15 protein-coding genes are annotated in these 13069 nt (G+C 63.2%); 9 read left to right on the top strand and 6 right to left on the bottom strand.

The window, feature by feature from the left end; genetic code table 11:
* Window positions 1–141: 141 nt before the first annotated feature.
* Window positions 142–462, top strand: coding sequence for an NAD(P)H-dependent oxidoreductase subunit E (locus tag TACI_RS02910; RefSeq protein WP_164925118.1), 321 nt, complete (start codon window positions 142–144; stop codon window positions 460–462).
* Window positions 463–570: 108 nt separating this feature from the next.
* On the opposite strand, the gene TACI_RS02905 is transcribed toward TACI_RS02910, so the two are convergent.
* Entirely contained in the window at window positions 571–831 is a 261-nt protein-coding gene (locus TACI_RS02905) for a stage V sporulation protein S (RefSeq protein WP_012869331.1), read from the bottom strand.
* Window positions 832–1011: 180 nt separating this feature from the next.
* Here TACI_RS02905 and TACI_RS02900 point away from each other — a divergent pair, with 180 nt between their 5' ends.
* Window positions 1012–1698, top strand: a complete 687-nt coding sequence (locus TACI_RS02900) for a L,D-transpeptidase (protein ID WP_012869330.1) — start codon at window positions 1012–1014, stop codon at window positions 1696–1698.
* Window positions 1699–1705: 7 nt separating this feature from the next.
* Here the strand turns inward: TACI_RS02900 and TACI_RS02895 are convergent, their stop codons facing one another.
* Window positions 1706–1945 carry a hypothetical protein gene (locus tag TACI_RS02895; RefSeq protein ID WP_012869329.1) on the bottom strand — a complete coding sequence of 80 codons (240 nt, stop codon included), beginning with the start codon at window positions 1943–1945 and terminating at the stop codon, window positions 1706–1708.
* Window positions 1946–2103: 158 nt separating this feature from the next.
* Between TACI_RS02895 and TACI_RS02890 the strand changes: the two genes are divergently transcribed.
* The 3 genes from TACI_RS02890 to TACI_RS02880 are packed head-to-tail and all read left to right on the top strand — an operon-like array spanning window position 2104 to window position 5609.
* Window positions 2104–3282, top strand: coding sequence for a type III PLP-dependent enzyme (locus tag TACI_RS02890; RefSeq protein ID WP_012869328.1), 1179 nt, complete (start codon window positions 2104–2106; stop codon window positions 3280–3282).
* A gap of 6 nt (window positions 3283–3288) precedes the next feature.
* Complete coding sequence (locus TACI_RS02885) at window positions 3289–4074, top strand: amino acid ABC transporter ATP-binding protein (RefSeq protein WP_012869327.1); 786 nt, start codon at window positions 3289–3291, stop codon at window positions 4072–4074.
* A gap of 2 nt (window positions 4075–4076) precedes the next feature.
* The gene (locus tag TACI_RS02880; protein WP_012869326.1) at window positions 4077–5609 is read left to right on the top strand and encodes an ABC transporter substrate-binding protein/permease; all 1533 of its coding nucleotides are present in this window, start codon (window positions 4077–4079) and stop codon (window positions 5607–5609) included.
* Window positions 5610–5676: 67 nt separating this feature from the next.
* Here TACI_RS02880 and TACI_RS02875 read toward each other — a convergent pair whose 3' ends face one another.
* Together TACI_RS02875 and TACI_RS02870 are read right to left on the bottom strand one after the other, a co-directional pair.
* A complete protein-coding gene (locus TACI_RS02875) occupies window positions 5677–6084 on the bottom strand; it encodes a thioesterase family protein (RefSeq protein ID WP_012869325.1) in 408 nt (135 codons plus the stop codon).
* Between the two features lie 47 nt (window positions 6085–6131).
* The gene (locus TACI_RS02870) at window positions 6132–7328 is read right to left on the bottom strand and encodes an amidohydrolase family protein (protein ID WP_012869324.1); all 1197 of its coding nucleotides are present in this window, start codon (window positions 7326–7328) and stop codon (window positions 6132–6134) included.
* Window positions 7329–7422: 94 nt separating this feature from the next.
* Between TACI_RS02870 and TACI_RS02865 the strand changes: the two genes are divergently transcribed.
* Together TACI_RS02865 and TACI_RS02860 are read left to right on the top strand one after the other, a co-directional pair.
* The gene (locus TACI_RS02865) at window positions 7423–8058 is read left to right on the top strand and encodes a trimeric intracellular cation channel family protein (RefSeq protein ID WP_012869323.1); all 636 of its coding nucleotides are present in this window, start codon (window positions 7423–7425) and stop codon (window positions 8056–8058) included.
* Complete coding sequence (locus tag TACI_RS02860) at window positions 8055–9116, top strand: class I SAM-dependent RNA methyltransferase (protein WP_012869322.1); 1062 nt, start codon at window positions 8055–8057, stop codon at window positions 9114–9116. Before TACI_RS02865 ends, TACI_RS02860 begins: the two co-directional genes overlap by 4 nt.
* 35 nt (window positions 9117–9151) lie before the next feature.
* Here TACI_RS02860 and TACI_RS02855 read toward each other — a convergent pair whose 3' ends face one another.
* Window positions 9152–9868, bottom strand: a complete 717-nt coding sequence (locus tag TACI_RS02855; RefSeq protein ID WP_164925340.1) for an SIMPL domain-containing protein — start codon at window positions 9866–9868, stop codon at window positions 9152–9154.
* A 52-nt stretch (window positions 9869–9920) separates the two neighbouring features.
* Window positions 9921–10766 (bottom strand): pyrroline-5-carboxylate reductase, encoded by an 846-nt coding sequence (proC, locus tag TACI_RS02850; RefSeq protein WP_012869320.1) that lies wholly within the window; start codon window positions 10764–10766, stop codon window positions 9921–9923.
* A 368-nt stretch (window positions 10767–11134) separates the two neighbouring features.
* Here proC and TACI_RS02845 point away from each other — a divergent pair, with 368 nt between their 5' ends.
* Both TACI_RS02845 and pdxS read left to right on the top strand, forming a co-directional pair.
* Window positions 11135–12040 carry a PLP-dependent cysteine synthase family protein gene (locus TACI_RS02845; protein WP_012869319.1) on the top strand — a complete coding sequence of 302 codons (906 nt, stop codon included), beginning with the start codon at window positions 11135–11137 and terminating at the stop codon, window positions 12038–12040.
* A gap of 143 nt (window positions 12041–12183) precedes the next feature.
* The gene (pdxS, locus tag TACI_RS02840; RefSeq protein WP_012869318.1) at window positions 12184–13068 is read left to right on the top strand and encodes a pyridoxal 5'-phosphate synthase lyase subunit PdxS; all 885 of its coding nucleotides are present in this window, start codon (window positions 12184–12186) and stop codon (window positions 13066–13068) included.
* Window position 13069: the final 1 nt, after the last annotated feature.

Here is a 13069-nt window from a genome sequence, read left to right as displayed (position 1 = left end):
TCCGTGGCCAGCCTCCGGTCCCTTAAGGGGAAGTGGCTCGTAAGATACGCATTTAAGCCAACCCTTCCGGGGTAGATTTTACCAATTACACCCCGGGGCCAGCCATATATAATCGGCAACGGGATGAAAACTTAGGGGGTGATGAGCATGAGAGGGGGAAAACGATTTCTCCGCCTGGCATTGGCCCTGGCGCTACTGGTGGCCGTTACGGCCCCGTTGGGGGGAACCCGCGCCGCCCTGGGGGCCGAGAACCTCTTGGTCTGCAAGGCGTGTGACAAGTCCTTCTACGATATCGCCGTAAGGGTGGTGGAGGAGATGAACCTGACCCACAGCGTCACCGTCAGGAGAAGCTCCTGCCTCGGGGCCTGTTCCCAACCGCCGGTGGTGGAGTTCCGAGGTAAGGTGTACGCCTCCATGACCCCGGAGAAGCTGAGGTCCATCCTTCGCGAGGCCTATCCGTGAGGGCCGCGGGGCAAACCGGTCAAGAGAAAACCCCGAAAAGACGAAGGGAGCCCCCTGGGGGGCTCCCTATCTTTCCGGATGGCTTACGCCCAGGGCCAAGACCACGGGTCAGCGGGATTCCAGGAGGAACTTTATGGCGGTCCTCTCCTCGTCGTCGATCTCTATCCTTGCGAAGGCGGGAATGCAGATCAGGTCGATCCCGTTGGGGGCCACGTACCCCCTGGCTATGGCGATGGACTTGACCGCCTGGTTGACCGCCCCGGCCCCAACCGCCTGGACCTCCACGGAACCCGACTCCCGAAGGACCGCCGCTATGGCGCCAGCCACCGCCTTAGGCTGGGAGTTGCCGGAGACCTTAAGAACTTCCATGTGCTTCCCCTCCCTTGAGTTGATGGATATGACGACGCGCGCCGCCAGCCGAGACCAATCCAGCGATCGCAACACCCAACTGGCCGGGATGCCCCGGCCCCCATTATGCTACTATAAGCCAAAAAGGGGAAAGATGCTATAATTCTCAGCCAAACGCTCAGGTGGAAGGGAGGGCCCAATTTGAAGAGGATCGTCCTGCTGGTGTTGGCGCTCACCGTGGCCCTGTGGTCCACCCCGTCCCTGGGGGCCTCCATCCCCTTCACGCCGGAGAAGGACGAGTACTGGATCAAGATAGACAAGTCGAAGCTTAGGCTCTACCTGATGAAGGGGGAGGAGCAGGTGAAGTCCTTCCCGGTGGCCATAGGCCGTGGCAAGGGGGACGTGAAGAAGGACCGGCTGGACCTCATAACCCCCGAGGGGGTCTTCAAGGTTCGCCGGATCGTCCAGGATGCCAGGAACATGGTCTTCGACCCCTCCTGGTTCAACGAGCCCGGGGAGCCCCAGAAGGGGGTCTACGGCAGCAAGCTGATCTCCTTCTACAACCCTTGGCAGATTGCCATCCACGGCACCAACAGCCCATCCTCCATCGGGAAGAGGGTCACCCACGGTTGCATACGGATGAGGAACCGGGACATCGAGACCCTGGTGACCTACATAGGGAAGGGGACCAGGATATGGATAACCAAGGGCGATGGATCACCCTCCAAGCCCAAGGCGTCCGACGGGGACAGGGCCTCCGCCCCCTCCAAGCCATCGGTGGCGGGTCCGTCCAACCGGGCGAACGATAAGGGCGGGGCCCCGGAGGATTCGCCCCCAGCGGCCCCGCAGGTTCCCAAGGACGATTCGGTGGAGAGGGACTACCTCTAGGTGCTCCCTACTCCAGCGCACCCAGGCGGCGTAGCTCCTCCTGGGTGCGCTCTATGTCCTCCCGGGTCTGCTCTATCCACCTCTCCCTCGTCTTGGGGTCTATCTCCTCCGCCTTTGGGTCGGAGGTGAGGAACGCCAGCTTCTTCCGCTGGATCCTAAGCCACTCGGAACGCTTCTTGACGTAGGCCTCGTCGTACCTCTGGTTCAGAAGGTCCTCGTCCTCTTCCCTAACGAAGGCTCGGCTCATGGCTCACACACCCTCCCACTGGCTGATTGTCCCGGCCCCGGGGGCCTCGATTCAATAAATATACCACTCGGTGGGATTGCCCATCGGGGGATATACCATTAAACTTCATCAGTGCCCAACCGGCAAGGCACATAAAAAAGGGGAGGAGAGAGGGAAATTTGAGGACACCCATCTACGCTTTCGACCTTGACAGGTATTTCCATCCGGACAGGTTCGAGAGGATCAAGGCCTTCGCAAGCCAGAAGGAGACCCCGTGTCTCGTGATGGACATGTCAAAGGTCATCGAACGGTACCAGGAGATAGACCGTGAGATGGGCTTCGCAAAGTGCTACTACGCCGTGAAGGCAAACCCTCACGACGAGATCATCCGGGAGCTGTCCAAACGGGGCAGTTGCTTCGACGTGGCGTCCATATACGAGCTTGACCAGCTACTCCGGCTGGGTGTGGAGCCGGAGCGGATAAGCTACGGCAACACCATAAAGAAGGCCCGGGACGTGGCATACGCCTACTCCAAGGGGGTCCGGGTCTTCGCCACCGACTGCGAGTCGGACCTGCGGAAGATAGCGGAGAACGCCCCGGGATCCAAGGTCTTCTACCGGATACTCTCGGACTGTAGCGGCGCCGATTGGCCCCTGTCCAGGAAGTTCGGCACCCACCCGGACTCCATATACAGGCTCATAGGCCTCTCCACCCGGCTACCGGTGGAGCCCTACGGGCTCTCCTTCCACGTGGGGTCCCAGCAGAGGGACATCGGCCAGTGGGGGTTCCTGATCTCCACCTGCAAGTACCTGTTCGACTCCGCCAGGGAGTTCAACGTGGATCTCAAGATGATAAACCTGGGGGGGGGACTCCCCGCCCAGTACCTGGAGCCCACCGCCCCCCTTTCGCTCTACGCCTCGGAGATACTTCGCTTCCTAAAGGAGGACTTCGGGGAGAAACTGCCGGAGATATGGATCGAGCCCGGCAGGGGCATGGTGGGGGACGCGGGGGTCCTGGTCTCCGAGGTGGTCATGATCTCCAAGAAGTCCCAGACCAACCCATACAGCTGGGTCTACCTTGATGCGGGCAAGTTCGGGGGGCTCATAGAGACCTTGGACGAGGCCATAAAGTACCCCATATACGTGGACCGCCGGGGGCCGAGCCAGAAGACCATCCTGGCGGGTCCCACCTGCGACAGCGTGGACATCCTGTACGAGCACTTCAAGTACGAGCTGCCGGTGAGCCTCTCCGAGGGTGACCGGGTCTACTTCCTCTCCGCCGGGGCCTACACCGCCAGCTACTGCTCGGTCAACTTCAACGGGTTCCCCCCCATCAAGACCTACATATTCGAGGGCTAGCGGGAGATGAATCAGAAGGCTCAGCCCCTGGTGATGGTGGAGAACCTCTGCAAGGGATTCGAGGACGGTGAGGTCCTCAGGAACGTTAGCCTCACCATAAGGGAGGGGGACCTGGTGTCCATCATAGGTCCCTCGGGTTGCGGCAAGTCCACGCTCCTTCGGTGCCTGAACTGCCTGGAGATCATGGACAGCGGCCGCCTCACCGTCTGCGGCCACACCCTGGAGAGGGACGGGACCGAGAAGGGGTACGGGAAGGAGACCCTGGCCAAGGCCCACGAGATCCGCAAAGAGGTGGGCATGGTCTTCCAGTCCTTCACCCTGTTCCCCCACAAGACGGTGCTGGAGAACGTTATGCTGGCCCCCATGGTGGTGAAGAAGGAGCCCCGGGAGGCCGCCGAGGCCCGAGCGGTGGAGCTCCTACGCAAGGTGGGCCTGGGGGACCGGATCAACCGGTACCCCTCCACCCTATCGGGAGGGCAGACCCAGCGGGCCGCCATCGCCCGGGCGCTGGCCATGAGCCCCCGGGTGATGCTCTACGACGAGCCCACATCAGCCCTGGACCCGGAGCTGGTGGGGGAGGTCCTTCAGGTCATGAAGGACCTGGACGCGGAGGGGATGACCCAGATCATAGTCACCCACGAGATGCGCTTCGCCCGGGAGGCGTCGGACTACGTGGTTTTCATGGACAAGGGAGAGATCGTGGAGATAGACGATGGGGAGGTCCTCTTCACGAACCCCAGGAACGACCGCACCAGGGAGTTCCTGAGACACCTGGTGGGAGAGGGGGTCTAGCCATGCGGAAGCTCATCCTCACCATAGCCCTGCTCCTCTCCCTCGCATCCCTGGCCTTCGGGGAGGAGAGGGTGCTCCGCTGGGCGGGCGACTCCGAGGGGGGGGTCCCCTTCATGTTCAACGACCCAAATAACGTGGACCGGCTCATAGGCTTCGAGGTGGACATAATCGAGGCGGTGGCCCGAGAGATGGGCCGCAAACCGGTCTTCGTCAACAACAGCTGGGACAACCTGATACCGGGGCTCAACCGGCGGCTCTACGACGTGGCCATAAACGGCCTGGAGGTTACGCCGGAACACGAACAGGAGGTGGCCTTCTCCATCCCCTACTACCACACCTACCTGCAGATAGCGGTCCGGAGGGAGAACCGGGAAATAAGGTCCTTTGAGGACCTGAAGGACAAGACGGTGGGGACCCTAAAGCAGTCCTACGCCTACTTCATGCTCAAGGATCTGGGCTGCAGGGACATAAGGACATACATAGTGGAGCCCAACGCCTACGACGACCTGATGAACGGGCGACTGGACGCCACCCTCTTCGACGCCCCCATAGCCATGTACTCCGCCGGGTTCAACCCGGGGGTCAAGTTCGTGGGCGAGCCGGTGGGGTCCATGACCTACGCCATAGCGGTCCGGAAGGAGGACAGGGAGCTCCTCAAGGAGATAAACGCCGCCCTCATGAAGCTCCGGGACTCGGGGGAGCTGCGGCGCATATACGACAAGTGGAACCTATGGAACCCGGTGATGGCCAAGGAGTGGAACGATTTCTCCCCTCCCAAGTCGCCCCCCTACGCCTACAACGACTGGGCGGAGGCCCACAAGCCCCGGCTGTCCTTGGCGGACCGGGTGAGGCGCTACGTGAGCTTCCTCCCCACCTTCGGCCAGGCGGCGACGGTGACCCTGAAGGTGTCCATATGCGCCATGTTGCTGGCCATGGCGTTCGGGTTCGTGCTGGCCATCATGAGGGTCTTCGGCCCCCGGTGGGCCTCCACCCTGGCGCTGGGATACATCGAGGCCATCCGGGGGACCCCGGTGCTGATCCAGCTCTTCTTCATCTTCTACGGGCTACCCAACGTGGGGATCAAGCTCTCCCCCTTCATGGCGGGGGTCATCGGGCTGGGGATGAACTACGCCGCCTACGAGGCGGAGAACTACAGGGCGGGGCTCCTGGCGGTGCCAAGGGGACAGATGGAGGCGGCCCTGGCCCTCTCCATGACCCGCTGGCAGGCATTGAGGCACGTGGTGGTCCCCCAGGCGTTCCGGGTGGTGATCCCCCCGGTCACCAACGACTTTATATCCCTGCTCAAGGACTCCTCCCTGGTCTCCATAATAACCATGGTGGACCTCACCAAGGCCTACGGACAGATCGCCGCCACCTACTACGACTACTTCGGAACCGGGATCATGGTGGCCATCATATACCTGCTCCTGGGGCTCCCATTCGTGAGGCTGTCCAAGTGGGCGGAGAGGAAGTTCTCCATCCAGGATCGGGAGAAGCAACGTCACCACGAACAGATGATGAGAGGATGGAGATGACTCGAGGGGGGCCTAAGGCCCCCCTCGTCCGCTACCGCAAGGCATGATCATCTGGCCCCCCGGGACCTCACCTTCCTCCAAAGCGCTCCCACACCCTCTTCTCGAGCAAATCGGTGCTCACCACCACCCGCTCCTGAAGTCCGGTGGCAACCGGGCCGTGGGGATCGTCCGCCTTCATGGAGAGGACCACCCGATTACCCTCCACCCGGTCCACCGTCACCGTGAAGGTCACATCGTCCCCCAGCACCGCGGGAGCCAAGTTATGAACCTCGGACCTCACCCCCACGGAAACAAACCCCTCCGGGAGCTTGTGATCCAGGATCTCCACCGCCAGCTGGGTCATGGTCTCCAGAAAGGCGGCGGTGGACATGAACTCCTCCAAGGCCTTGGACCTGTTGGTCACCGTGTCGGACACGGAGACCTTCTTCACCATCCGCCTGTAAGTCCCCACCGGGAACAGCTCGTTGAAGTCCATTTTATGTCACCCCCTTGTTGTTTATTCCGATATTTTATCACATGAGATCACCAGAGGACGGTCAACCGGGCTATCCTATCACACACCTCGTCCAGGTCCACGGTGAGTAGCCTACCCTGGGATACCACCTTCCTGCCCCCCACGAAGACGTCCTCCACCGCCCCGTCCCTCAGGACCTTCACGTCACCGAAGGCCCCCACCTCCGATGAACCCACCACCCCGGAGGGAAGGCAGAAGGGGATGGGCTCCACCTCGCATTCGAACTCCTCCCGGAGGAATCGCCTCTCCTCCTCCACGCTCAGGCCGTAGTTGCTGGCCTCTCCGTCGGTGCCCAGGTAGACCGGTATGCCCCTATCGATGATGCCTCGGAAGTCAGCGGTTCCGACCCCCATCCTCCGGTTCATCCTTGGGTTGAAGACCACCGAGGCCCCCATCTCCCTCAACATCTCCTTCTCCGCCCGGTCCAGCCATATGGCGTCAGACAGCAACAGCCGCACCGGGCCCGCCCTCTCCATGAGCCTAGCCAGGACGAAGACCGGTCGCTCCCCGTAAAGGTCCAGGCATATGTCCACGTCCTGGGGATCCTCCGAGAGATGGAACTGAAGGGGGGCGGACATCTCCGCCGCCAGCTCCATCCCCTTGGCGATCCCCTCCAGGGTGTTGGCGTGGAAGCTGTGAAGGGACGGGACTACGTCAACCCCCTCAAATCCCCGGAACTCCTCCATCAGGGAGATGAGGTGTCCCTCATAGGCGGTCCCCTCGTTGTAGGACTCCTGGGAGGCCCTCTTCTCCGGGTAGGCATCGGGGGAGACCACGTCGTAGTTCATCCGGCCGAACATGATCCTGATCCCCGCGTCCAGGGCGGCCCTTATGACCTCCCGGTCCAGGCCGTTGCCCATCCGGTTGTGGCAGTAGAACGAGACCGCTACGGAGGTGATCCCGTTGAGCAGCATCCTCCCGAAGGCCCTGAGGCACCCGAGGTAGATGAGCTCCGGCGTCATGTGGACGCTGTGGGCGTATATGGTCCTCCTGCACCAGGTACCCAGGTCCCACCCCTCCTCCACCAGGTTCACGTACAGGGACTGCTCCGGGTGGGCATGCCCGTTGAAGTCCCCGGGGAGGGCCACGTAGGGTCCCAGGTACCTCTCCTCCCTACTCCCCGGTCCGGGGGATCCCACTACCCTTCCGCCCCCAAGGGCCCAAACCAGCTCATCGTTCACGAAGATGCACACCTGCTCGCTCATGAGTAAACACCTCCGGGCCGCCACCAGGGGCGCCTAAAACTTGGCTCCATTTTATGATAAACTTCAGCGGACGAAATTAAGGGGGAAGACGATCATGGACCTTTGGGACTTCAGCGGCACCCTGTGGAGGACCTTTGAAGTCATGGGGACCCTTGCCTTCGCCGCCTCCGGGGCGTTCACCGGGGTAAGGAAGGGGTTCGACATCTTCGGCGTGGTGGTGCTGGGGCTCATCACCGCCGTTGGCGGGGGGATAACCCGGGACGTGCTCTCCGGGAACCTTCCCCCCCTGGCGATCCGATACCCGGGGTACTGCGTCCTGGCCATAGTGACCTCCCTGGCGGTCTTCGGCCGCCCCATCCCGGTTCTCAAGGCGGACAGGACGGTGGCGGTGCTGGACGCCATAGGGCTCGGGGCCTTCGCCGCCGGGGGATCCATGATGGCGGTGAGCATGGGGTTCCAGAGCACCTTCACAGTGGTGGCCCTGGGGGTGATAACCGCTGTGGGGGGCGGCATACTGAGGGACGTGCTGTCCGGCACCCCCCCATTGATCTTCCGACGGGAGGTCTACGCCTCCGCCGCCATCCTGGGGAGCCTGGTCTTCATCCCCGCCAGGTCCATCATGGGGGATCACTGGGCCATGTACGTCTGCATGGGGGTTACCACCCTATGCCGCCTAATGGGCATCTTCATGGACCTGCACCTTCCATCCGGGAGGCCCAAGAGGTCATGAGGTGCGCACCGGACTGCAGGGGCTGCAGGTACATCCACCTGACCTACCAGGAGGGCCTGAGGCTGAAGGAGGAATGGCTCGGAAGGGCCCTGCCCGGGAGGACGGGGCTCATATCCCCCATAAGGACCCCGGGGCCAGACCGCCTTTGGGGGTACCGGGAGAGGGTCCGGCTCCACGCGGCGGTGGTGGATCGCCGCTGGAGGTTCGGCATGATGCGGCAGGACCGGCTGATACCCCTGGAGGACTGCCCGGTGCAGTCCCAACGGGTGAACCGGACGCTGAGGCTACTGTCGGAGTCGCTACCCCCGGAGCTTCCCTTGGCCTTCGTGGCGGTAACCTTCGCCCAGGTGGCCCTGGTCTTCAAGTCAAGGGGGGTGCCCCACCTGGATATCGAGTGGAGCAAGGTGGCCCAGGCGGGGTGCCGGGGCATATGGGGACACGCAAACCCGGTGGCGGGCAGGAGGATATTCTCCCGGGGGGAGTGGCGGCTACTTTGGGGGGAGGAGAGGTCCCTGGGGGACCTGGGTACCTTCTACGGCCCCTGGTCGTTCACCCAGCAGATCCCGGAGCTCCACCGGGACTCCATCGACGAGGCGGTGAGGTTCCTATCCCCCGGGGTGGGATTAGGGGCGGCGGACCTCTACTGCGGAGACGGGGTGTCCCTGAGGGCCCTTTCCTCCGCCGGGGCCGAGACCCTTGGGGTGGAGATATCCGGCCTGGCGCTTCGCATGGCTAAGCTCAATAGCCCATCATCGAAGCTCCTCCAGGGGACCTGTGCCCAGCGGACCCCCCAGATAGGCCTGTTCATGTCCCGCTTCCAGGAGAACCAGCGGCTGGCCTACGTCAACCCCCCAAGGTCCGGCCTGGAGGCGGAGGTGGTGGACCTGCTGGGGACCACCAAGGTCCGCCGGCTGGCGTACCTGTCCTGCTCCGCGGGGACATTAAATAGGGACCTGGACATGCTGGAGGCCCGGGGGTACCGGTGCAGGAAGATCATCCCCTACGACTTCTTCCCCTGGACGGACCACGTGGAGTGCCTGGCCCTTCTGGATGGCTGAGGGCCAGGCACCATCGTCCGCTTAAGGGGGGCGGATCAGTTCTCCAGGTAGTACTGGACGGTGGTAACCACCCGCACCCGCTTGTAGTCCGGGGAGCCCTTGTCCCTGTCCTCGATGCTGAAGTAACCCTGCTCCGCCCGCCTTATCCCCCCAAGCCGGCTCTGGGAGTCGCTGGCGAACTGCTCCGCCGCGCGCCGGGCGCTAACCGTGGCCTCCGCCACCATCTTGGGCTTTATGGAGTCCAGCTTGGTGAAGATGAACTCCGGCATCACCCCATACTCCTGGGAGAGCACCACCCCCTTGCTGACCAGATCCCCAGCCCTCTCCATGGCCACCTTGACCTTGTCCACCTGGCCGGTCCTCAAGGTCACGTAGCTCTGGGACACGTAGCGCTCCTCTATCCTCATCCCCTGATCCACCGCGAACTGGGTCTTCAGGTCCGTTATCTGGGGGGGCGCCTCGGATATCTCCTGGGGCGAGAAGCCCATGGAGGTCAGAAAGGCCTTTATCTCCCCCTTGGCCCTATCGTTGAGCCGCTGCAGGGTGCCCAGGTCGTTGGCGGACACCTTGAACATTATGGGCCACACCGCCAGGTCCGCCCGGACTTCCATCTCCGAGAACCCCTTGACCGTAACGTACCTCTCGCTGCCCTTGATCCGGTCCGCCGCCATCCCCAACACGAAGGCGGACACCACCAGGCACACCCCTAGGACCGCGGAGGCCAGCACCTTTGACCTGTCCAGCCCATCCATCTGAGACAAAGCGCACCACCCCTCTCTCAAGTGAAAAATTTCTAAGGTTAGTTTAATTGACTCCCCTGGGGTTTTCAACCGAGTCCCGGACCTCCGCCTGCCCTCTAACCGTCTCCGCCAGCTCCACCGCCTTGGCGGAGGCGGCAAAGACCGCCCGCATGAAGGCGGTCCTGACCCGGCCCTCCTCCAGCTCGTAGAGGCCCTCTATGGTGACCCCGCCGGGGGTTATCACCTGGTCCCGCAGTTCCGCCGGGTGGTCCCCCGAGTCCAGAAGGAGGCAGGAGGCCCCTATGGCGGTGTGAGCCGCCGCCTTGAGGGCTATGTCCCTGGGGAGCCCCACCTTCAGGGCCCCCAGGATCATGGCCTCCAGCACGGTGTATATGTAGGCGGGACCGCTCCCCGCCATAGCGGTCAGGACGTCCAGGTGCTGCTCGTCCACCCGGTCGAAGCTCCCCATGGACCTGAACACGTCCCGGGCCAGGTCCTCCTCCGCCTGGGAGACCCCCCTGCCGTTGGCGTAGACCGTGTAGCCCCGCCTTATCCGACAGGCGGTGTTGGTCATGGCCCTTATCACCGGAATGTGACATATCCTCTCGAGTATCCAGGTGGGCATGGCGGCCGCCAGGGAGATCAGAAGCCTGGGTCCCTCCACGGAAGATATCTCCTCCAGCACCGGCATCACCTGCTTGGGCTTCACCGACAGGATCACCAGGTCCGCCCACCCGGCCGCCTCCCGATTGGAGGGGGCCTCCTCCACACCCGCCTCGATCAGCCCGGGGGCTATGGAGCCCCTCCTCCGGGTGGCGCAGACGTCAAAGTGGGGGGACAAGGCCATGGCCACCGCCCCGCCTATGGTGCCCGCCCCAAGTATGGCCACCTTCAACCTTCTCCTGTCCATTCGAAAACCCCTCCCCAGTGAAAAAATATGAGGGGCCGCCCCGGCGGACGACCCCTCCATGCTCCACTCAACTGAGAACCGGTTTCAAGGCTGGGCTGAGGGCGCAAAGGGGAACCTGTCCGGGGGGCAAAGGACCCCCGGGCTAGGGAGCGGGTTAACGAAGCTCGCCATCCCAATGCGACTCAACATCTCACCTCCCGGCCGATATGGGCCGAAGTGTACACCAGAAGCGTCAAGGTGTCAAAGCGGTCCAGCGCACCACTCATCATCACTGATGACCTTTATTTTTATCCCCGCCGGTTTATTGACATATCCCCCCCTTGGAAGCAAAATCCTTAGGGTTAAACGCCCATAAGGAGGAGTGCGAAGTGAGAGAAGGCATACTGGCCCACGTGGGCAACACCCCGCTGGTCTTGTTGAGGAACTCGTCCACCAACCCGAAGGTCAAGATATGGGCCAAGCTGGAGATGTTGAATCCCAGCGGCTCACTGAAGGACCGGGTGGCCCTGTCCATGGTGGAGGGGGCCGAGGCCAGGGGGGAGCTCAAGCCCGGGATGACCCTGGTGGAGGCCACCAGCGGCAACACCGGCATAGCCCTCGGGATGGTGGCGGCGGTGAAGGGATACAAGCTCAAGATCTTCATGTCCGAGGCCAAGACCATCGAGCGGAGGAAGATCCTCAAGTACTGGGGGGCGGACCTGGTGCTGACCACCAAGGACGACCCGGACAGCCACATCCTGTCCGCCATGGCCTACGCCAAGGAGCATCCGGACTGCTTCTACGTTAACCAGAACGAGAACCGGGACAACGTGGAGGCCCATCGGAGGGGCACCGGGATAGAGATCATAGAGCAGCTCCACCAGCATGGGGAGAAGGTGGACGCCTTCGTGGCGGGCTTCGGCACCGGCGGCTGCCTCATGGGGGTGGCCAAGGCCTTCGTGGACAAGGGGGTATCCGCCAAGGTGTACGGGGTGGAACCCATGCCCAACACAGGGGGCATCGACGGGCTCAAGCACCGTTCCGAGGCCTACCAGCCCCTCATCGCGGACAGGAGCCTGCTGGCGGGGATCATCGACGTGAGCCGGGACGACGCCATCGCCGGCGCCAGGTCCATATCCGCCAAGGAGGGCATCATGGCGGGCATGTCCTCCGGGGCAACCCTCCACGCCGCCCAGGAGCTGGCCAAGACCATGGAGTCGGGCAACATCGTGGTCATCTTCGGCGATCGGGGGGAGAGGTACTTCAGCACCCCCATCTTCGACTACCAGGGATGAGGCCCATGAGCACAGTTGCAATCTAAGGTTAACTCAAACTGTGCCGTTCCAGAAATCTTAGGTTCCCCCCCGGTCATGGTCATGGGCCACCGGGGGGGAACGTTGTATCCTCCCAGGGACAAGTTCAAAGGGGGGATCTTCCCATGTTTAAGGGTGATGATTGGAAGCTGAAGGACGGCCTGGCCAGGATGCTGGTGGGGGGCGTCATAATGGACGTCACCACCGCAGAGCAGGCTCGGATCGCCCAGGAGGCGGGGGCCTGCGCGGTAATGGCCCTGGAGAGGGTGCCGGCGGAGATCCGCCAACAGGGTGGGGTGGCCAGGATGGCGGACCCCAGCAAGGTCAGGGAGATCCAGGAGGCGGTGTCCATCCCGGTGATGGCCAAGGCCCGGATAGGCCACTTCGCCGAGGCCCGGATTCTGGAGGCCCTTAAGGTGGACTTCATCGACGAGAGCGAGGTGCTCACCCCGGCGGACCACGAGGCCCACATAGACAAGCACCAGTTCAAGGTCCCCTTCGTGTGCGGCGCCCGGGACCTGGGGGAGGCGCTCCGGAGGATCCGGGAGGGAGCCGCCATGATAAGGACCAAGGGGGAGGCGGGCACCGGGGACGTGTCCGAGGCGGTGAGGCACGTGAAGACCGTGAACCGGGAGATAGAGGCCCTCAAGGGCATGTCGGGGCACGAACTGGACCAGCTGGCCCAGCGTCACCGGGTGCCCCGGGAGCTACTGGAGATCTGCGCGGAGATGGGACACCTCTCGGTGGTGAACTTCGCCGCCGGAGGGATAGCCACCCCCGCCGACGCGGCGCTCATGATGAACCTGGGGTGCGACGGGGTCTTCGTGGGAAGCGGCATATTCAAGAGCGAGAACCCCTTCGATAGGGCCAGGGCCATCGTCCAGGCGGTGGCCCACCACCAGGACTGGGACCTGGTGGCCCGGGTCTCCGAGGGGCTGGGGGAGGCCATGCGGGGCATATGCGTTAGCTCCATGGACCAGGGGAGCCTGCTTCAGACCCGGGGTTGGTGAG

The organism is Thermanaerovibrio acidaminovorans DSM 6589, assembly GCF_000024905.1.
GTDB classification, from domain to species: Bacteria; Synergistota; Synergistia; order Synergistales; family Synergistaceae; genus Thermanaerovibrio; species Thermanaerovibrio acidaminovorans.
The sequence above is the reverse complement of the archived record's forward strand: the minus strand, read 5'-3'. Positions and strand labels throughout refer to the sequence as shown.

Coding starts and splice junctions, on each gene's coding strand:
- TACI_RS02910 (WP_164925118.1), top strand. CDS start 142: ATGAGCATGAGAGGGGGAAAACGATTTCTCCGCCTGGCATTGGCCCTG.
- TACI_RS02905 (WP_012869331.1), bottom strand. CDS start 831: ATGGAAGTTCTTAAGGTCTCCGGCAACTCCCAGCCTAAGGCGGTGGCT.
- TACI_RS02895 (WP_012869329.1), bottom strand. CDS start 1,945: ATGAGCCGAGCCTTCGTTAGGGAAGAGGACGAGGACCTTCTGAACCAG.
- TACI_RS02885 (WP_012869327.1), top strand. CDS start 3,289: ATGAATCAGAAGGCTCAGCCCCTGGTGATGGTGGAGAACCTCTGCAAG.
- TACI_RS02880 (WP_012869326.1), top strand. CDS start 4,077: ATGCGGAAGCTCATCCTCACCATAGCCCTGCTCCTCTCCCTCGCATCC.
- TACI_RS02875 (WP_012869325.1), bottom strand. CDS start 6,084: ATGGACTTCAACGAGCTGTTCCCGGTGGGGACTTACAGGCGGATGGTG.
- TACI_RS02870 (WP_012869324.1), bottom strand. CDS start 7,328: ATGAGCGAGCAGGTGTGCATCTTCGTGAACGATGAGCTGGTTTGGGCC.
- TACI_RS02865 (WP_012869323.1), top strand. CDS start 7,423: ATGGACCTTTGGGACTTCAGCGGCACCCTGTGGAGGACCTTTGAAGTC.
- TACI_RS02860 (WP_012869322.1), top strand. CDS start 8,055: ATGAGGTGCGCACCGGACTGCAGGGGCTGCAGGTACATCCACCTGACC.
- TACI_RS02855 (WP_164925340.1), bottom strand. CDS start 9,868: ATGGATGGGCTGGACAGGTCAAAGGTGCTGGCCTCCGCGGTCCTAGGG.
- proC (WP_012869320.1), bottom strand. CDS start 10,766: ATGGACAGGAGAAGGTTGAAGGTGGCCATACTTGGGGCGGGCACCATA.
- pdxS (WP_012869318.1), top strand. CDS start 12,184: ATGTTTAAGGGTGATGATTGGAAGCTGAAGGACGGCCTGGCCAGGATG.